18 protein-coding genes are annotated in these 18,130 nt (G+C 64.9%); 12 read left to right on the top strand and 6 right to left on the bottom strand.

Going from position 1 to position 18,130, the window contains the following annotated elements; all coding sequences use genetic code 11:
* The first annotated feature begins 69 nt into the window (after positions 1-69).
* Entirely contained in the window at positions 70-375 is a 306-nt protein-coding gene (locus ACODSM_RS15255; protein WP_015014827.1) for a c-type cytochrome, read from the top strand.
* A 138-nt stretch (positions 376-513) separates the two neighbouring features.
* Here the strand turns inward: ACODSM_RS15255 and ACODSM_RS15250 are convergent, their stop codons facing one another.
* Together ACODSM_RS15250 and acs are read right to left on the bottom strand one after the other, a co-directional pair.
* On the bottom strand, positions 514-987 hold the full coding sequence (locus ACODSM_RS15250) for a LapA family protein (protein WP_488805870.1): 474 nt from the start codon (positions 985-987) through the stop codon (positions 514-516).
* A 279-nt stretch (positions 988-1,266) separates the two neighbouring features.
* Positions 1,267-3,261 carry an acetate--CoA ligase gene (acs, locus tag ACODSM_RS15245; protein ID WP_488805869.1) on the bottom strand — a complete coding sequence of 665 codons (1,995 nt, stop codon included), beginning with the start codon at positions 3,259-3,261 and terminating at the stop codon, positions 1,267-1,269.
* A 258-nt stretch (positions 3,262-3,519) separates the two neighbouring features.
* Here acs and ACODSM_RS15240 point away from each other — a divergent pair, with 258 nt between their 5' ends.
* From ACODSM_RS15240 to ACODSM_RS15215, 6 genes are all read left to right on the top strand, one after another.
* Positions 3,520-4,119: a TIGR00645 family protein gene (locus ACODSM_RS15240; protein WP_060984978.1), complete on the top strand. Its 600-nt coding sequence runs from the start codon at positions 3,520-3,522 to the stop codon at positions 4,117-4,119.
* A gap of 211 nt (positions 4,120-4,330) precedes the next feature.
* Positions 4,331-5,245, top strand: a complete 915-nt coding sequence (locus tag ACODSM_RS15235; RefSeq protein WP_488805868.1) for a dioxygenase family protein — start codon at positions 4,331-4,333, stop codon at positions 5,243-5,245.
* Between the two features lie 44 nt (positions 5,246-5,289).
* Positions 5,290-5,568, top strand: coding sequence for a hypothetical protein (locus tag ACODSM_RS15230; RefSeq protein ID WP_488805867.1), 279 nt, complete (start codon positions 5,290-5,292; stop codon positions 5,566-5,568).
* A gap of 6 nt (positions 5,569-5,574) precedes the next feature.
* A complete protein-coding gene (locus ACODSM_RS15225) occupies positions 5,575-7,254 on the top strand; it encodes an ATP-binding protein (RefSeq protein WP_488805866.1) in 1,680 nt (559 codons plus the stop codon).
* A complete protein-coding gene (locus ACODSM_RS15220) occupies positions 7,251-7,949 on the top strand; it encodes a response regulator (RefSeq protein WP_488805865.1) in 699 nt (232 codons plus the stop codon). Before ACODSM_RS15225 ends, ACODSM_RS15220 begins: the two co-directional genes overlap by 4 nt.
* A 188-nt stretch (positions 7,950-8,137) precedes the next feature.
* Positions 8,138-9,304, top strand: a complete 1,167-nt coding sequence (locus tag ACODSM_RS15215; protein WP_110961106.1) for a DNA topoisomerase IB — start codon at positions 8,138-8,140, stop codon at positions 9,302-9,304.
* Positions 9,305-9,321: 17 nt separating this feature from the next.
* On the opposite strand, the gene fumC is transcribed toward ACODSM_RS15215, so the two are convergent.
* Positions 9,322-10,731: a class II fumarate hydratase gene (fumC, locus tag ACODSM_RS15210; RefSeq protein ID WP_110961105.1), complete on the bottom strand. Its 1,410-nt coding sequence runs from the start codon at positions 10,729-10,731 to the stop codon at positions 9,322-9,324.
* A 191-nt stretch (positions 10,732-10,922) separates the two neighbouring features.
* Here fumC and ACODSM_RS15205 point away from each other — a divergent pair, with 191 nt between their 5' ends.
* From ACODSM_RS15205 to murI, 3 genes are all read left to right on the top strand, one after another.
* A complete protein-coding gene (locus tag ACODSM_RS15205; RefSeq protein WP_110961104.1) occupies positions 10,923-12,479 on the top strand; it encodes a fumarate hydratase in 1,557 nt (518 codons plus the stop codon).
* Positions 12,480-12,651: 172 nt separating this feature from the next.
* Positions 12,652-13,350, top strand: coding sequence for a DUF6882 domain-containing protein (locus ACODSM_RS15200; protein ID WP_488805864.1), 699 nt, complete (start codon positions 12,652-12,654; stop codon positions 13,348-13,350).
* Between the two features lie 133 nt (positions 13,351-13,483).
* Positions 13,484-14,362: a glutamate racemase gene (gene murI / locus ACODSM_RS15195; RefSeq protein ID WP_110961102.1), complete on the top strand. Its 879-nt coding sequence runs from the start codon at positions 13,484-13,486 to the stop codon at positions 14,360-14,362.
* A gap of 100 nt (positions 14,363-14,462) precedes the next feature.
* Here the strand turns inward: murI and ACODSM_RS15190 are convergent, their stop codons facing one another.
* Positions 14,463-14,987 carry a M48 metallopeptidase family protein gene (locus ACODSM_RS15190; RefSeq protein ID WP_488805863.1) on the bottom strand — a complete coding sequence of 175 codons (525 nt, stop codon included), beginning with the start codon at positions 14,985-14,987 and terminating at the stop codon, positions 14,463-14,465.
* Positions 14,988-15,146: 159 nt separating this feature from the next.
* Entirely contained in the window at positions 15,147-15,779 is a 633-nt protein-coding gene (locus ACODSM_RS15185) for a DUF6806 family protein (RefSeq protein ID WP_015014841.1), read from the bottom strand.
* 206 nt (positions 15,780-15,985) lie between these two features.
* Between ACODSM_RS15185 and ACODSM_RS15180 the strand changes: the two genes are divergently transcribed.
* Together ACODSM_RS15180 and ACODSM_RS15175 are read left to right on the top strand one after the other, a co-directional pair.
* Positions 15,986-16,390: a hypothetical protein gene (locus tag ACODSM_RS15180; RefSeq protein ID WP_488805862.1), complete on the top strand. Its 405-nt coding sequence runs from the start codon at positions 15,986-15,988 to the stop codon at positions 16,388-16,390.
* Positions 16,387-16,599 (top strand): hypothetical protein, encoded by a 213-nt coding sequence (locus tag ACODSM_RS15175; RefSeq protein ID WP_488805861.1) that lies wholly within the window; start codon positions 16,387-16,389, stop codon positions 16,597-16,599. Before ACODSM_RS15180 ends, ACODSM_RS15175 begins: the two co-directional genes overlap by 4 nt.
* A gap of 719 nt (positions 16,600-17,318) precedes the next feature.
* Here the strand turns inward: ACODSM_RS15175 and ACODSM_RS15170 are convergent.
* A complete protein-coding gene (locus tag ACODSM_RS15170; RefSeq protein WP_488805860.1) occupies positions 17,319-18,113 on the bottom strand; it encodes a DNA adenine methylase in 795 nt (264 codons plus the stop codon).
* Between the last annotated feature and the right edge of the window lie 17 nt (positions 18,114-18,130).

Here is an 18,130-nt window from a genome sequence, read left to right as displayed (position 1 = left end):
ACTGCGTGTCAACCCAAGTCACTACAATCGCATTAAAAGCACTGTAACTCAACCACAGGAATTCCCACCATGAAGCGTTCCCTGATCACTCTCGCCTTGACGCTGTCGGTTGCGGCACCCGCGATGGCCGACCTGGCCTTGGCCACCTCCAAGAACTGCATGGCTTGCCACGCAGTGGACAAGAAATTGGTGGGCCCCGCCTACAAGGACGTGGCAGCCAAATACGCGGGTCAGAAGGACGCTGTGGACAAGCTGGCAGCCAAGATCATCAAGGGTGGCTCTGGCGTGTGGGGCCCAGTGCCCATGCCGGCCAACGCCCAAGTGAATGACGCCGAAGCCAAGAAGCTGGCCGCCTGGGTGCTGACGCAGAAGTAATTGGCTGAAGCCCAAGGGTTCCGGGTTTGACGCCCGATAGAACCCATGAAAAAAGCCGCGCACCATGTGACGCGGCTTTTTTGTGCCCGGACGCTTTGCAGCGGTGGAACCTGCGCCGGCTCCTGCAGTAGAGCAGGACTAAACGACAGGCGTCCCCAGCGCATGGCGGGAGCGCAGCTGCTGCTCCAGCTGCCCGACATAAGCCGCCGTTGTGTTGTCAGATTCCTCGGCGCGCGCGACGAGCCGGGCTTCCAGGTGGTCCAGACGCGCCAGCACGGCTGCATGGGCTTGGCTGTGCTGGGCCTCCAGAAAGGCACGCAGCTCCGTGAAGCGAGACGCCTCGGCCTTGTCGGCCAGCTCGCGTTGCGCCTGCAGCTCTTTGGTGTGGCGACGGGTTTCGAGCAGCACCGATCCCTGCAGCGACAAGACGTACGCCAAAAAGAAGATGCCCAACAACGTGGTGAGGGCCAGCATCAGCAGGCCAAGGGGTGCCTCAAACGACACCACGCCCAGCGATACGAGCGAGGGAGCCGCCAGCGTGGGCCAGTTCAGGGCGGCCAGTGCGGCGATGGCCAGCACGGTCAGCAGCAAAACGAAGGAACGCAGTTGCATGTGAAATCTCCGGTCAGCGGCGCCCGGCCACGATGACCGGCCACGCCATGCTGCCGTTGTAACGCATGCGCAGGGATTCACCAGCTCCCAAGGAGTAATTGGAGATTGCGTCCTACAAAGCGCACTGCGGGCCCGCCGGGTGAGCGGGCCCGCAGCTTCGGTCACGTACCGGGGTGATGGTCAACGGGTTTTGGGGCCACATCACATCGCTGCGCGATATGAGTGTCCCCGAATCCGGCAAGCGCTGCGCGCTGGCGCCGTTGCACGGCGCCTTCTGGATCAGTTGGTCTGGGCCAACTGATCCAGAATTGCCGGATTCTCCAGCGTGCTGGTGTCCTGGGTGATGGCCTCACCCTTGGCAATGCTGCGCAGCAGGCGGCGCATGATCTTGCCGCTGCGGGTCTTAGGCAGGTTGTCGCCAAAGCGGATGTCCTTGGGCTTGGCAATGGGGCCGATTTCCTTGGCCACCCAGTTGCGCAGCTCGTTGGCGATCTGCTTGGCTTCCTCGCCGGTGGGGCGGGAGCGCTTGAGCACCACAAACGCGCAGATGGCCTCGCCGGTCACGTCATCAGGGCGGCCCACCACAGCGGCCTCGGCCACGAGGTCGGTCTTGGCGACCAGGGCGGACTCGATCTCCATCGTGCCCATGCGGTGGCCCGACACGTTGAGCACGTCGTCGATGCGGCCCGTGATGCGGAAGTAGCCCCGGTCGGCACTGCGCACCGCGCCGTCACCCGCCAGGTAGTAGCCCTTGAGTTCTTCGGGGAAGTAGCTCTTCTTGAAGCGCTCGGGATCATTCCAGATCGTGCGGATCATGCTAGGCCAGGGGCGCTTGATGACCAAAATGCCACCCGAACCGTTGGGCACGTCGTTACCCATCTCATCGACGATGGCGGCCGTGATGCCTGGCAGGGGCAGCGTGCAGCTGCCTGGCACCAGCGGTGTGGCGCCGGGCAATGGGGTGATGACGTGGCCACCGGTCTCGGTCTGCCAGAAGGTGTCCACGATAGGGCAACGCTCGCCACCCACGTTCTTGTGGTACCACATCCAGGCTTCGGGGTTGATAGGCTCACCCACGCTGCCCAGGATGCGCAGGCTCGACAGGTCGGAGCGTGCAGGGTGCACCGCCTCGTCGGACTCGGCGGCCTTGATGAGCGAGCGGATGGCCGTGGGAGCGGTGTAGAAGATGGTGCACTTGTGGCGCTCGATCATCTGCCAGAAGCGACCTGCGTTCGGGAAGGTGGGGATGCCTTCAAAGATGATCTGCGTGGCGCCTGCCGCCAGCGGGCCATAGGCCACGTAGGTGTGGCCCGTGATCCAGCCGATGTCGGCCGTGCACCAGAACACGTCGTCTGCGCGCAGGTCGAACGTCCAGTCCATGGTCATCTTGGCCCACAGCAGATAGCCGCCGGTGCTGTGCTGCACGCCCTTGGGCTTGCCGGTGGAGCCGCTGGTGTACAGGATGAACAGCGGGTGCTCGGCACCCACGGCCACCGGGGCGCATTCGGTGCTTTGGCCTGCCAGTGCTTCGGCAAAGGTCTTGTCGCGCCCGGCCACCATGTTGCAGGCCGTGGCCGTACGCTGGTAGACGAACACGTTGCGGATGGTGTCGCAACCGCCCATGGCCAAGGCTTCATCAATGATGGCCTTGAGCGGCAGCTCCTTGCCGCCGCGCATCTGGTAGTTGGCGGTGATCACGGCCACGGCACCAGCGTCGATGATGCGTTCGTGCACGGCCTTGGCACTGAAGCCGCCAAACACCACGCTGTGCGTGGCGCCAATGCGCGCGCAGGCCTGCATCGCCACCACGCCTTCGATGGTCATGGGCATGTAGATCAGCACGCGGTCGCCCTTGGCCACACCGTGGGCCTTGAGCGCGTTGGCAAACTGGCTCACGCGGGCCAGCAGCTCTTTGTAGGTGATCTTGGTGACGGTGCCATCGTCGGCTTCGAAGATGACGGCGGTCTTGTTTTCGGTGAGGGTGCCGATGTGGCGGTCGAGGCAGTTGGCCGATGCGTTGAGTTCACCATCGGCAAACCACTGAAAGAACGGCGCGTTGGACCCGTCCAGCGTACGCGTGAAGGGCTTGGTCCACTGCAGGTTGGCCTGTGCCTGGCGCGCCCAGAAGCCCTCGAAGTCGTTCTCGGCTTCGGCACACAGCGCCTCATAGCCCGCCATGCCGGACACGCGCGCGGCTTTGACAATGGCGTCCGAGGGCGGGAACACGCGGTTCTCAACCAGCACGGACTCGATGGCGGATGTGGGCGCACTCATGGTGTTGTCTCCTGGATCTAATGGGAATTGGAATTGGGCGGTACTGTCGGGCGCGGCACTTACAGGCCACTGACTGGCGCGAAGCTTACAGAGTACGCCATCGCGGCCCGCCGGGCGCAGGCTGCGCGGCCTCCCCCACGCCAGCGGTGAGGTCGTTCCCGGCGACGGGCCCGGGCACGACAGGCTCCGCCCAGCATGCCATCGCGAAGACATGCGCGCCCCCTAAAATCGCGCCTCCTGCAACCATTTGCGAGTGCCATGTCCTCACCCCAACACAAGCCCCCAGCGCCACTGCGCCCCCTGCCTTCGATGATCTTCGCCAGCCGGTGGCTGCAATTGCCGCTGTATCTGGGCCTGATCCTGGCGCAGGCGGTGTATGTGTTCCATTTCTGGGTGGAGCTGGTGCACCTGATCGAAGCCGCCTTTGGCAACACGACGGCCCTGCAAAGCCTGGTGTCCAGCATTGGTTACAAGAGTGATTTCCAGGTCACCGCGCTCAACGAGACCATCATCATGCTGGTGGTGCTGGCGCTGATCGACGTGGTGATGATCTCCAACCTGCTGATCATGGTGATCGTGGGCGGCTACGAGACCTTTGTCTCACGCCTGCACCTCGAAGACCACCCCGACCAGCCCGAGTGGCTGAGCCACGTAAACGCCTCGGTGCTCAAGGTCAAGCTGGCCACCGCCATCATCGGCATCAGCTCCATCCACCTGCTCAAGACCTTCATCAACGCCGCCAACTACGACCTCAAGGTGCTGATGTGGCAGACCATCATCCATGTGGTGTTCCTGCTCAGCGCCCTGGCGATTGCGCTGACCGACCGGCTGATGTCGCACTCGTCCGACAGCCACTGAGCACGGCGGGAGTCCCTGGGCGGCCCGGCGCCGCTGCGCCTGCCCAGGGCAAAATATCAGTCAAAACTGCCCATAGCGCTAGTGGAATATGCGCTGGCAGCTATTAAATTTGAAGTAGACACACTTCAGCAGGCAGCGCCCGGCGGCGCTCCCAGATTTCTCCTCAATCGGTAGGCACAGTGCGGTGCAGACCCACCCGAAGGAGAAATCCATGCCCCCTCTGCACTCTCTGGTCCCAACCGCCGCCACGGCGCCAGCACCCGCCGCAGCAGCCCCCCTCACACCCCCCACCGCCACCAGCCGCCGCCTGGCATTGAGCGCGCTGGGCTCCCTGGGCGTTGCCACCCTGTGGGGCTGCGGCGGAGGCGGGGACAGCACCAGCACTGACGCAGGCACTGGTACAGACTCCGGTTCGGGCACGGGCAGCGGCACCGGCACCGGATCAGGGACCGGCACGGGAACGGGCACCGGCACAACCACCACCTGTTCCGTCGTACCCGAGGAAACCGCCGGCCCCTACCCTGCCGACGGCTCCACGGCCAGCAACAACACCTACAACGTGCTCGCGCTCAGCGGCATCGTGCGTTCGGACATCCGCAGCTCGGTGGGTTCGTCCACCCAGGTCAGCGGTGTGCCGCTGTCCATCACCATCACTTTGACCAACACCAAGGCCAGTTGCGCACCGCTGTCGGGGTACGCCATTTACCTCTGGCACTGCACGCAAGACGGCAACTACTCCGTCTATTCCTCCAACAACATCGCCGACAACTACCTGCGCGGCGTGCAGGCCACGGATGCCAACGGCACCGTCACCTTCACCACCATCGTGCCGGGCTGCTATGCAGGCCGCATGCCCCACATGCACCTGGAGATCTACCCCACGCTGGCATCGGCGACGAAGGCCGCCAACAAGATCAAGACCACGCAGCTGGCCTTTCCTACCGAGCTGCTCAGCAGCATCTACAGCGCCAATTCCGGCTACAGCGCCAGCGTGCGCAACCTGGCCTCCATCACCTTCGCCACCGACAACGTGTTCAGCGACGGCACCGATCTGGAGATGACCACCATGCAAGCCAACTCCGGCGGTGGCTACTCCGCCAGCATCACGATCTCCATTGCGGTCTGAGCCCCCATCACCATCGCTTCTTCCGCTCTTTTCAAAGGCACACCATGCACCAGATGCACACCCTTCTCGCCAGCCTGGCCCTGATCTCCCTGGCCGCCGCACCCCCCAGCCACGCCCAGCCCGCCCGCGGCACACCGCCCGCGCCGCCCCCTGAGGCCTATGCCGCCTGCAAGGGCAAGACCGAAGGCGCCTCCGTCACGCTCACCATGCCTGATGGCAAAACCCTGACCGGCACTTGCCGCACAATGGACGGCACCCTGGTGGCCATGCCCGCTGGCGGGCCCGGTGGCCCCGGCGCGGGTGGCCCGCCCCCCGCCCGCTGACCCACCATGCCGCCCCTGCGCTCCCTTGTCCCCGTGCCCCATCTGACGCTGCACCGCAAAGCCTTCATCGCCCTGGCCGCGCTGCTGCTGGCGCTGCTGCTGATCTTTGTGGGGTTCTCACGCCTGGGGCTGCAGCGGGGCCTGGGGCCGTATGTCGCCGAGATCGAGCTGGCCCGCATGGACTGGCTGGCCGAACGCCTGCAGTCTCACCACACCCAGACGGGCGGCTGGGACAGCCTGCGCGGGCAGCCCTACCTGTGGGGACGGCTCACCCACCCGAGCGGCGGCCCGCGCGGGCCCGGCGGCTCCCGCCCGCCCAGCGACCCGCCACCGGACCGCAGCAATCCCTTTGCCGCGCCGTCTGCGTCCCCTCCCCCCTCCGCGCAATCCGACCTCTTGACGCAGTCTGCCAACGCGGCCAGTGCCCCTGCGGCCAACGACAGCCAAGGTGGCCGCAGCACCGACCCGGGCAATGGCCCGCCCCCGCGCCCGCCCAACGACGACCTGCGCCCCAGGGACCGGGGCGCTGCCCCGCCCCAACGCCACCCGGATGACATCTACCCCCGCCTGGGCCTGCTGGACGCGCAAGATCAGCTGGTCGCAGGCACTGCGCCCCAGCCCGGGGGCGCCCGTCTGGCACTGCGCGGCGCCAGCGGCCAGGTCATCGGCCACCTGGTGCTGGCACCGCCCCAGGGCGTGCGCAGCGAGGCCGACCAGGCCTTTCTGGCCCAGCACCTGGGCTTTGTGGCGTGGACCGGCCTGGCCGGGCTGGCACTGGCATTGCTGTTGTCAGGATGGCTGGCGCGTCGCTGGCTGGCCCCGGTCGAGGCCCTGGCCACCGGCGCGCGCGGCATCGCGCAAGGTCACCTGCACACCCGCGTGCCCGTGCACGGCAACGACGAGCTGGCCCAGCTGGCCCGCACCTTTAACACCATGGCCGAACAGCTGGGCAGCATCGAGGCCAGCCGCCGCCAGTGGCTGGGCGACGTGGCCCACGAGCTGCGCACACCCCTGGCCGCCATGCGCGCCGAGATCGAGGCTGTGCAGGACGGCATCCGCCCCTTTGACGACAAGACCGCGCTGCGCCTGCACCGGCAGGTGATGCGCCTGATCCAGCTGGTGGGCGACCTGCGCGCCAGCCTGGATGCGGCGGGCACCAGCGCGCCCTCGGCCCAGGTGCCCGTGCACCCGCTGTCGCTCCTGGGCGAGGCGCTGGCCTCCATGCGCCCCCGTCTGGCGCAGGCTGGCATTGATGTGGACACCACCGGTCTGGACGCCCTGACCGCACAGGGCACTGCTCAGCCCGCACCCCTGGTGCGCGGCGACGCACAGCAGCTGCACCAGGTGTTTTTGAACCTGCTGGAAAACAGCCTGCGCTACACCGACGCGGGCGGCCTGCTGCGCATTGCGGCGCGCCTGCTGCCACCGGCTGATGGAGTTCCACAGCTGCAGGTGCAGCTGGACGACAGCGCGCCCGGCGTGCCCGCACACGAGCTGCCCCGCATCTTTGACCGCCTGTACCGCGCCGAAACCTCGCGCAACCGCGACCACGGCGGCTCGGGCCTGGGCCTGGCGATCTGCCGCGCCATCGTGCTCGCGCACGGCGGCACACTGACGGCCGAACCCTCCCCCCTCGGCGGACTGCGCATCACGCTGCAACTGCCCTTGCTGGACAACCCTTCATGAGCCCCCGCATTCTTGTCGTCGAAGACGAACCCGACATCGCCGCCATCGTGGTGGACTACCTGCGCCACGCGGGCTACACGGTGGAGCACCAGGCCGAAGGCCGCGCAGCCCTCGCCAGCCTCATCACCACACCGCCCGACCTCACGCTGCTGGACATCATGCTGCCCGGCATGGACGGCCTGGAGATGTTGCGCCAGGCGCGGCGCCACACGCAGCACCCCATCATCATGCTCACGGCCCGTGTGGAAGAAGTGGACCGCCTCATCGGTCTGGAGCTGGGAGCGGACGACTACATCTGCAAACCGTTTTCACCGCGCGAGGTGGTGGCCCGCGTCAAGGCCGTGCTGCGCCGCACCGCTGCCGCACAAGAGCCGCCAGCCCACCAGACAACCACCGCCGCCTTGATGCTGGACGAATCGCACTGGCAAGCCACATTGCACGGCAGGCCGCTGGGACTGACCCGCCGCGAGTTCAAGCTGCTGCAGGTGCTGGCGCGGCAGACCGGGCGCATCTTCTCCCGGGCCCAGTTGCTGGACCAAGCCTATGACGACACCCTGGATGTGAATGAGCGCGCCATCGACAGCCACATCAAGAACCTGCGCAAGAAACTCAAGGCCGCCAGTGCGGACGGCAGCGACTGGATCCGGTCGGTGTATGGCGTGGGCTTTGCGCTGGACCCGACGGCGCCAGATTGATACTATTTTGATAGCAGCAGGCGCATATTCAATAAGCGCTACAGCCTCTTTTGCACCACATCGCGGCACGGATTCCACAGCACGGTTGCGCGGGTCGCTCACCGCAGCGCACGCCACAGGCCTACACCGCTCGCGGGCACCAGCGGGTGTGATCAAAGCCCACTCACCGGCTTTATCCACTGCCCCTCATGCCCGCATCCCCCAAGCCCGGCACCCCATCCTCGGCCCGCTCATCCGAACCCGCGCCCTCCCCATCACCCGGACTGCAAGGTGGCTTGGTGTACGTCAGCCCCACACTGCCGGGCATTACCCGGGTACGCTGCGGCGCCAAGGCGTTTCGCTACCGCCTGCCTGATGGCCAATGGCTGCAAGACCCGGCAGAGATCGATCGCATCCGGCGCCTGGCCATCCCGCCGGCCTACACCCAGGTGTGGATCTGCCCCCTGCCCAACGGACACCTGCAGGCCACCGGGCTCGATGCACGCGGGCGGCGCCAATACCGCTACCACGCCCTGTGGCGCCGGCAGCGGGACGAAGGCAAGTTCGAGCACATGCAGGCCTTTGGCCGGGCGCTGCCACGCATCCGGGCCCGCGTGGCGCGCGACCTGGCCACACCCCGCCGAGGCCCGGTGCTCACGCGCGAGCGGCTGCTGGCCACGCTGGTGCGCCTGCTGGACACCACTTTTCTGCGCGTCGGCAATGAGGAATACGCCAGCACCAACCGCTCGTATGGCCTGACAACGCTGCGCACGCGGCATGCGCGGCTGCAGGGCAACGAGCTGCGGCTGCGCTTTCGCGGCAAGAGCGGGGTGCAGCAAGAGACCACCCTGAACGACCCGCAGGTGGCCCGCGTGGTGCGCCGCTGCCAGCAGTTGCCGGGGCAAGAGCTTTTTCAGTATGCGGACGAGGACGGCAACCTGCGCACCCTGGGTTCTGGCGACGTGAATGACTACCTGAACGAGATCACCCGCACCGCTGGCAAGGCCGACGGCGAACGCTTTACCGCCAAGGACTTTCGGACCTGGCACGGAACCACGCAGGCGCTGGAGCTGACCCGGCTGGCCTGCACCGGTAATGGTACCGGCACCGATGCAGCCAACGCCTCGGACAAGGGCCTGCGCTACAGCGCCCAGGCCGTCCTGGCCGAGGTGGCCTACCAATTGGGCAACACGCCCGCTGTGTGCAAAAAGTCGTACGTGCACCCCGCCGTCCTTGCGCTGGGCGCACAGATCGCGTCCGACCCTAGCCCACGCAGCCAGCAGGTGTGGGCCCGCCTTGGCGGTGCCACATCACCCCGCGGCCTCAGCGCTGCCGAGCGCAGACTGCTGGCGTTTCTGAGCAAGCCTCGGGCATAGGGCCTGCACGAAGGAAATCAGCGCCCGACCATATCCCCCGGCACCACCCACTGGTCAAACTGCTCGCCCGTGACATGGCCCGACGCGATGGCAGCGGCACGCAGGCTGCTGCCCTCCTTGTGCGCCTTCTTCGCAATGAAAGCCGCCTTGTCGTAGCCGATGTGCGGGTTCAGCGCCGTCACCAGCATCAGCGACTGCTCCACCAGATCGTTGATGCGCGCCTGGTTGGGCTCGATGCCCACGGCGCAGTGCTCGTTGAAGCTGGCCATGCCATCGGCCAGCAGGCGCACGCTCTGCAAGAAGTTGTGAATCACCATCGGGCGGAACACATTCAGCTCGAAGTTGCCAGAGGCCCCGCCGATATTGATGGCCACGTCATTGCCCAGCACCTGCGCGCACAGCATGGTCAGCGCCTCGCACTGCGTGGGGTTGACCTTGCCGGGCATGATGGACGAGCCCGGCTCGTTCTCGGGGATGGTGATCTCGCCCAGCCCGCTGCGCGGGCCGCTGGCCAGCCAGCGCACATCGTTGGCAATCTTCATCAGGCTGGCCGCCAGGGTCTTGAGCGCGCCATGGGCATGCACCAGCGCATCGCAGCTGGCCAGGGCCTCGAACTTGTTAGGGGCGGTAACCAGCGGCAGGCCCGTCAGGTCGGCCAGCTCCTTGGCCACGGCCTGCGCGTAGCCAGAAGGCGCATTGAGCCCCGTGCCCACAGCGGTGCCGCCCAGGGCCAGCTCGCACAGGTGCGGCAGCGCGGCGCGCACATGCTGTTCGCCATGCTGCAGCTGCGCCACCCAGCCCGAGATCTCCTGGCCCAGCGTGAGCGGGGTTGCGTCCTGCAGGTGTGTGCGGCCAATCTTCACGATGCCATCAAACGCCTTGGCCTTCGCCCCCAGCGTGGTGCGCAGGCCGTGCAGCGCGGGCAGCAGTCGGTGCATCAGCGCGTCCACCGCCGCCAGGTGCATGGCGGTGGGGAACACGTCGTTGCTTGACTGGCTCTTGTTCACCTCGTCATTGGGGTGAACCAGCCGCGCCTCGCCACGCGGGCCACCCAGCAGCTCGCTCGCGCGGTTGGCCAGCACCTCGTTCATGTTCATGTTGGTCTGCGTGCCCGAGCCGGTCTGCCACACCACCAGCGGAAACTCCTGCAGATGGCCGCCGCCAATCACCTCGTCCGCCGCCGCCACGATGGCCGTGGTCTTGGCTGCATCGAGCAGGCCCAGCGCGTGGTTCACATAGGCACTGGCCCGCTTGACCTGCGCCAGCGCGCGGATCAGTTCGGGCGCCATGCGCTCGCCCGAGATCGCAAAGTGGTGCAGCGAGCGCTGCGTCTGGGCACCCCACAGGCGGTCGGCCGGGACATCGATGGGGCCGAAGGTGTCTTTTTCGGTGCGGACTGCGGTCGGTGCGGGGGTGGAGGTTTTCACGGGTGGGCCTTGCCGCTCAACGAGCGAATGGGGGGTGGAACGAAACACCAGACCGCAGCATACCCACCCCGGGCCACGGCGCGCCAGCACCCGCTAGCACCCGCCACCACCCGCCATGGCCCCTGACAGGACCACGCAAGCCCGGCGGGGGATAATTCGGGGTTCGCGTTTTCCCTCAAACCCCCACCGCCATGACCACGACGACCATTCGCCAAGAAGACCTGATCGAATCCATTGCCGGCGCGCTGCAGTACATCAGCTACTACCACCCCACCGACTACATCGCCCACCTGGCCCGCGCCTACGAGCGCGAAAAGAGCCCGGCGGCCAAGGATGCGATCGCCCAGATCCTGACCAACAGCAAGATGAGCGCCACCGGCCAGCGCCCCATCTGCCAGGACACCGGCATCGTCAACGTGTTCCTGAAGGTGGGCATGGACGTGCGCTGGGAAGGCTTCACCGGCAGCCTGGACGACGCCATCAACGAAGGCGTGCGCCGTGGCTACAACCACCCCGACAACACACTGCGTGCGTCGGTCGTGGCCGACCCGCAGTTCGCCCGCAAGAACACCAAGGACAACACCCCCGCCGTGATCTTCACCGAGATCGTGCCCGGCAACACCGTGGACATCACCGTGGCAGCCAAGGGCGGCGGCTCGGAGAACAAGTCCAAGATGTACATGCTCAACCCCGGCGACAACGTGGTGGACTGGGTGCTCAAGACCGTGCCCACCATGGGCGCAGGCTGGTGCCCGCCCGGCATGCTGGGCATCGGCATTGGCGGCACGGCCGAGAAGGCGGTGCTCATGGCCAAGGAAAGCCTGATGGACGACCTGGACATGTACGAACTGCAGGCCAAGCAAGCCAGTGGGGCCGAACTCGACAATGTCGAAAAGCTGCGCCTGGAGCTGTTTGAAAAGGTCAACGCCCTGGGCATCGGCGCGCAAGGCCTGGGCGGCCTGACCACGGTGCTGGACGTCAAGATCAAGATGTACCCCACGCACGCGGCCAGCAAGCCGATTGCGATGATCCCCAACTGCGCCGCCACGCGCCATGCGCACTTCGTGATGGACGGCTCGGGCCCCGTGTACCTCACGCCCCCCAGCCTGGACCTGTGGCCCAACGTGGACTGGGCGCCGGACTACAACAAGAGCAAGAAGGTCAACCTCGACACGCTGACCAAGGAAGAAGTCGCCAGCTGGAAGCCCGGTGACACGCTGCTGCTCAACGGCAAGATGCTGACCGGCCGTGACGCCGCGCACAAGCGCATCCAGGACATGCTGGCCAAGGGCGAGAAGCTGCCCGTGGACTTCACCAACCGCGTCATCTACTACGTGGGCCCTGTGGACCCCGTGAAGGGTGAGGCCGTGGGCCCTGCAGGCCCGACCACCGCTACGCGCATGGACGGCTTCACCGAGATGATGCTGGCCCAGACCGGCCTGATCGCCATGGTGGGCAAGGCCGAGCGCGGTCCGGTCGCCATCGAGGCCATCAAGAAGCACCAGAGCGCCTACCTGATGGCCGTGGGCGGCGCCGCCTATTTGGTCTCCAAGGCCATCAAGACCGCCAAGGTCGTGGGCTTTGAAGACCTGGGCATGGAAGCCATCTACGAATTCGACGTGGTGGACATGCCCGTGACCGTGGCCGTGGACGCCGGCGGCACCAGCGCCCACATCACCGGCCCGGCTGAGTGGCAAAAGCGCATAGCCTCGGGCGAGTTCAAGGGCATCGGCGTCGCTGCGGCCTGATGCGCGTTGGTGTGGCACGGCCCGTAAGGTGCCTGCTGCAACAGGAGGCAATGACAAAGAACCGCCTTCGGGCGGTTTTTTTGTAGCCGCCCCGACACACATCCCTGCACCCGGTTCGGCAAAAATACGGGCTCGATACGACTCCTCTTTCTCGGCCTTGGCCGCCCCCACCATGCTTTTGAACCACGGGTTTGCACAGTCCCTTCAGCAGCCCCTCCGTGCCTTGCTGCTGGCCACACTGATCAGCGCCCTGCCCCTGGCGGCCAGCGCCAACCCGCCCATGGTTCCACAGCATGACGCGCAAACTGCCTTTGGCGGCGCGCTGCCGGCCCGCGACGCTGCGCTGCTAGACGCCAGCCTTGCCTCCCACATCGAACGCCAACAGCTGCTGAACAGCCAGCACCTGGCGGGCAGCCAACTGCGCACCCTGGACTTTTTCAACAAGACCTTCACCGTGCTCCGTGGCAGCAAGCGCACCGTGTTCGATGCAGAGCTGCTGGGTACCTGGTGGCCCGAAAGCAAGCGCTGGGCATGGGAAGCCGTCGAACGGGTGCCCGACCTGAAAGACCCGAAGCGCAAATCGTTTGCCACGGGCAGCGCACTCACGCGCCTGTATGGTCGTGAGCACGGCATCGACATCCTGCAGACCGATACCGCGCAATTGGCGAGCGAAGAGGCCGCCTGGTATCTGTGCGCACTCACCGCGCAACTCAACCAGGCCAGTGGCGTGCTGGTGAGCATCAGCAGCGAGCTGGTCGCAGGGGGCTCAGAAGGGCAAAAGGCCGTGGTCAAACGCTACTACCTGCTGTCGCACCCGAAAGTCACGGACGCACCCACCGGTGGCAGCAAGACCCAGTCGCCCGCACGCTGAGCCTTTTGCCTTCCGCCAGTGCTCTGCAGCTGCGCGGTCGGCGACGCAGCCAGAGGCGTAGCTCCAAAGCCCACGCTGCAGGCCATCCCCGTTTTCCTACAATCCAGCCTTTTGTCCAACCACGGGCTTCCTGATGCCGCAGGCCTCTTCTCCTATCGGTGTGTTTGACAGCGGCGTCGGCGGGCTGAGCGTGCTTCGCGCCCTGCTGGCCGCCATGCCCCACGAGCGCTTCGTGTACCTGGCCGACAGTGCCAATGCCCCCTACGGCGAGCGCGGCGACGCCTTTGTGGCGGCGCGCACCCACGCCATCACCGACTATCTGTGCCAGCAGCACCACATCAAGGCCCTGGTGGTGGCATGCAATACAGCCACGGCAGCCGCCATCCACGAGGTGCGCAGCAGCCATCCGGACTTGCCACTGGTGGGCCTGGAGCCCGCCGTGAAGCCGGCTTTGGCAGTGACCAAAACAGGGCATGTGGGTGTCATCGGCACCCGGGGCACGCTGACCAGCGCCAAGTTCGGCAAGCTCATGGCCTCGCTGGCCGACCAGGCCCATTTTGTGGTGCAGCCCTGCGACGGTCTGGCGCACGCCATTGAGCGCAGCGTGGCCCTGCCCGCCGCTGCCCCTGACAGCCCTGTCAGCACCACAGAGACCGGCGCGCTGTGCGAACGCTACGTGCAGGCCATGGGCAGCTTTGGCACGGGGCCAGGGCAGATGGACACCCTGGTGCTCGGCTGCACGCACTACATTTTTGTGGCCCACGAGTTGCGCGCACTGGTGGGGCCGGAGGTTCAGTTCATCGAGACGGGTGAACCTGTGGCACGCCAGACGCGGCGCCTCTTGGAGGCGGCCGACCTGCTCGCGTTACCACCGTCCGAGCAGCCCACCTCCCCCGAGGGCCCGGAGCCCGTACAACTGCTCACCACCGGCCCTGTCGCCATGATGCAGGCAGCGGCCCAGCGCTGGCTGAACCTGCCTGCCAGGCTCTGCCAGAGCGTGTCAGTGCCTTGATGGGAAAAAGACCGTTAGTGCAGGTTTTATAAGCGCTGACGGCTATCTTTTTTGGAGCACCATCAGCTGATGCACCTGATGCGCTGATAGTCCTGAATCCTCAGGAAGCGTCAGAGCCCCACAGCCGCGTACCCGCCTGCTCCAAATGGGTAAGGTACAGGCGCAGGTCGAATTCGTACTGGTGGTACTGAGGCGCCATGTGGGTGCAGAGCTGGTAGAAGGCTTTGTCGTGGTCCTTCTCGCGCAGGTGGGCCAGTTCGTGGACGACGATCATGCGCAAGAACTCTTCGGGTGCCTGCTTGAACATCGCGGCAATGCGAATCTCATGTTTGGCGGCCAACCGATTGCCCTGCACGCGTGACACGGCGGTGTGCAAACCCAGTGCATGGCGCACTACGTGGATCTTGTTGTCGAACAGCACCTTGTTGACCGTGCCTGAGTTCCGCAGATAGCGAGCCTTGAGCTCCTGCGCATAGTCATACAGCGCCTTGTCGCTGCGCACGGCATGCGCCTGCGGGTACTTGCGCAGCAGCACCGTGCCAAGCTTGCCCTGCTGCAACAGATCACGCGCCTGGTCCTGCAACGAAGCGGGGTAGGAACGCAGATAGGGAAGATCAGTGCTCATGGGCAACAAGGCGGCGATGGCCAGGACATGGGGTGGCGCGAACGCACATGCGCATTGAAGCGACGGGAGAAATCACCCACTACCTGGGAAGTATGAGTAAGGTGTGCCGCAGGGCTTGCCCCCACAAGCAGCGCATGCGCCGCAAGCCGGCGGCGCAGATCAGTGCAGGTGGCGCGGGCGACGGCCACCACCACCGCCGTGACCACCGCTGGGGCCGCCAGGGCCACGCGGCGGCTTGCCAATCTCCAGCGAGTTCACCAGGGCGTCGAAGCGCTGGCTGAACAGCTTATCGATCTCGGCGACCACGCCGCCGAGCTCGGCACCGTCAAAGTGGCGCTCCATCATGTTCACTACGTCTTGCACCAGCAGGTCACGCTGCACCTGCATGATGGCAGCGGGCGTGGGGCCGACGAAAAGCATCACGAAGTCGTCGCGTGACTCTGCGCCCTGCTCTTCCTCGTCTTCATCAAAGTCGGTGTCGTAGAAAGTGACCTCAATGGCTGCACCTTGCTCGGCCAGCTCATTGAGGCTCATGCACATCTCGTCAAGCGACTGGCGGAAGTCCTCATCGCCTCGCACCGTCCAGCACATCTGCAGCAAATGCTCTTGCGCGTCGTATTTGATACCTGGCTCTTCTTCGTAGGCACTGGCGGCACCGTCGGCCAGCGAACGTGCTCCAGCGTACTTCCACAGCGGTTTGAGCGCCTCTTGAAGCTGGTCAAAACCGACATCAGCCCGCAGGAGGACCTGTCCGTGGACATGGATTTCAAAGGGAGCGTTGTAACTTGACATGATTGAATCGTAGTGGTGCCCCGAGCCGGGGTCGGCCTGCCGCATGCCTATTGGCTTTGGCGCCGATTCCGGGGGGAAATTGGGGGGACCGTTTCTTCTAAGGCGCTACCTCTCAGCGCCACGATAGCCCCATTTTCGCACGCGGCCAACCGCTGGACGGGTGAAATAGAAACACTGTATGCTTTTCCAGCGTTTTGGAGAGCAGCATGAAAATTGAAGTCCGCTACTCCTGGCGGTACAAGTGGGGCGGGCGCATGGTCACGTCGAGCATCAAGATGACTGAGGAGCAGGCCCGCAAGGCATCGCCCGACGCGGTGCGACTGGACAACACCAGGGAAGAGGTTCTCATCCGTGACCAACCTTGCGAGATTGACCAGGCCAACATCGATCTGGTGTCCCGAGGTATAGGGTCGGCGCCAGTGCGCTTGTCCCGGCTCCATCGGCCAAAGACCGTGCCACAGGAGGATGAGTTCGTACCACTACCCCAAGAGGCCGCGCTGTATCAGATCAGCGAGGCTGATGACATCTGGACGGTGACTTCGACTGCTACCAGCCCGCACCGCATTGTCTACAAGGGGCGTGGCCCCGTCACTGTGGAGCCAGCACCATGAACGGCCCCATTCTCTACCCCACCCTGCTGCGCACTCCGACGTGGTACGGCGGTTTGCCCGATGAGCTGGTTCTGCCACTCGAGGCTGCGGCCTATAGGGTTGAGCAGGTAGAGCCCGACCGCTGGATGGTGACCGTGAAGCACACGGGTGAGGTGCTCTATCGGGGAATTGGACCAGTTGAAGTCGTGGAGTCTTCAGCCCCGTTCTAACGCCGACCCAGTCAGACGGACGAATACATCAAATAGTGCCACGTCGATTCCATCGTGACCAAACTCATACAGTTCGTTTTTTTCTTGTGCATTCGCACAGTTTTTGATAACCAGCACCCATGCGGGGAACAGAGCAAAAGCCGCTCGAAAGCCGCACCAGCACTCGATTTTCCATACGAAAAGCAGGCAAATCAAGCAGCCAAGGGCCGACCTACAAATGGCAGCAGTGCTCTTGCGCACATGCTGTTTCGGTTTTCGATCCACATCACGACGGTACACTACCGGTAGTGTATTGAACCGCCTCTACACACCATATATAGTGCGCACAAGCAACAGTTCCCAGCCGTAACATGGGCTGTTTAGGAATGTCAAAACGCAAGGAGGCGCCACTACGGCACCCACAACGAAAAAAACCTCCAGTTATGAGCTGGAGGCTTGATTCGGGTTCGAGGTAATCCCCTAGCCATGTCTTTGGTCGGACATCCACAGTTTACGGGCTGTGGAGGCACAGGACAAGATTCCCAAAATGAAAAAACACATTTATAGGGATTTAGTCATGCCAACCTGCATGTACCCCAAGAGTGTGCACGTGAATCCATACGTTCGCTTCCGGCTTGGCCGCGTCGAACATGTGTGCGAACACTGCCGCTCATTGCCAGGTCAAGACAATTTGATCTGAGGCGTTGAGCCACTAAGCCGCCCCTTGGGGCGGCTTTTTGTTAGAACAATTGCACCGGCTCCGCTTCACGGTCCCAGCTGTAAATGATCAGCTCTGTGCGATCAGCCCCCTTGCCGCCCCCGGCCACCTGATAGGTGATGGGCACCGTGTCCATCTGGAAGCCCGCGAAACACTCGCGGATGGCTGGGTGGTCGTTGATGCTGAGCACGGCCTTGCCCTTGATCTCGCGCATCAGACGCGCCATGTCTACGTACTGGCTCCACTCAAACGGCACGCCGTAGCCCTCGGTTTCCCAGTAGGGCGGGTCCATGTAAAACAGGGTGTGAGCGCGGTCGTAGCGCTTGATGCAGTCTTGCCAGTCCAGCCGCTCGATGTAGGCCCCGTGCAGCCGCATATGGGCCGCGCTCAGGTCTTCCTCCAAGCGCAGAAGGTTGACCGTAGGCGCCGGTGTGGTGGTGGCCGTGCCCCAGGTCTGGCCCTGAACACGACCGCCGAAGGCCTGGTGCTGCAGGTAGTAGAACCGGGCCGCCCGCTCGATATCGGTCAGGGTCTCGGGGCGGGTGATCTGCAGCCACTTGAACACCTCGCGGCTGCTCAGCGCCCATTTGAACTGGCGCACGAACTCCTCAAGGTGCCGCTGCACCACACGGTACAGGTTGACCAGCTCGCCGTTGACGTCGTTGATCACTTCAACGTCAGCCGGTGGGCGCAGGAAGTAAAGCGCCGCACCGCCAGCAAAGACCTCGACGTAACAGCTATGCGCCGGAAAGCGCGGGATCAGGATATCGGCCAGGCGGCGCTTGCCACCGAGCCACGGGATGATTGGGGTTGCCATAGGGCTCCAGGTTCGTC

This window comes from Acidovorax sp. FG42, from assembly GCF_057809195.1.
The sequence above is the reverse complement of the archived record's forward strand: the minus strand, read 5'-3'. Positions and strand labels throughout refer to the sequence as shown.

Coding starts and splice junctions, on each gene's coding strand:
- ACODSM_RS15225 (WP_488805866.1), top strand. CDS start 5,575: ATGCCGCCCCTGCGCTCCCTTGTCCCCGTGCCCCATCTGACGCTGCAC.
- ACODSM_RS15215 (WP_110961106.1), top strand. CDS start 8,138: ATGCCCGCATCCCCCAAGCCCGGCACCCCATCCTCGGCCCGCTCATCC.
- murI (WP_110961102.1), top strand. CDS start 13,484: ATGCCGCAGGCCTCTTCTCCTATCGGTGTGTTTGACAGCGGCGTCGGC.
- ACODSM_RS15190 (WP_488805863.1), bottom strand. CDS start 14,987: ATGAGCACTGATCTTCCCTATCTGCGTTCCTACCCCGCTTCGTTGCAG.
- ACODSM_RS15240 (WP_060984978.1), top strand. CDS start 3,520: ATGTCCTCACCCCAACACAAGCCCCCAGCGCCACTGCGCCCCCTGCCT.
- acs (WP_488805869.1), bottom strand. CDS start 3,261: ATGAGTGCGCCCACATCCGCCATCGAGTCCGTGCTGGTTGAGAACCGC.
- ACODSM_RS15255 (WP_015014827.1), top strand. CDS start 70: ATGAAGCGTTCCCTGATCACTCTCGCCTTGACGCTGTCGGTTGCGGCA.
- ACODSM_RS15250 (WP_488805870.1), bottom strand. CDS start 987: ATGCAACTGCGTTCCTTCGTTTTGCTGCTGACCGTGCTGGCCATCGCC.
- ACODSM_RS15235 (WP_488805868.1), top strand. CDS start 4,331: ATGCCCCCTCTGCACTCTCTGGTCCCAACCGCCGCCACGGCGCCAGCA.
- ACODSM_RS15205 (WP_110961104.1), top strand. CDS start 10,923: ATGACCACGACGACCATTCGCCAAGAAGACCTGATCGAATCCATTGCC.
- ACODSM_RS15180 (WP_488805862.1), top strand. CDS start 15,986: ATGAAAATTGAAGTCCGCTACTCCTGGCGGTACAAGTGGGGCGGGCGC.
- ACODSM_RS15200 (WP_488805864.1), top strand. CDS start 12,652: ATGCTTTTGAACCACGGGTTTGCACAGTCCCTTCAGCAGCCCCTCCGT.
- ACODSM_RS15185 (WP_015014841.1), bottom strand. CDS start 15,779: ATGTCAAGTTACAACGCTCCCTTTGAAATCCATGTCCACGGACAGGTC.
- ACODSM_RS15170 (WP_488805860.1), bottom strand. CDS start 18,113: ATGGCAACCCCAATCATCCCGTGGCTCGGTGGCAAGCGCCGCCTGGCC.
- ACODSM_RS15230 (WP_488805867.1), top strand. CDS start 5,290: ATGCACCAGATGCACACCCTTCTCGCCAGCCTGGCCCTGATCTCCCTG.
- ACODSM_RS15220 (WP_488805865.1), top strand. CDS start 7,251: ATGAGCCCCCGCATTCTTGTCGTCGAAGACGAACCCGACATCGCCGCC.
- ACODSM_RS15175 (WP_488805861.1), top strand. CDS start 16,387: ATGAACGGCCCCATTCTCTACCCCACCCTGCTGCGCACTCCGACGTGG.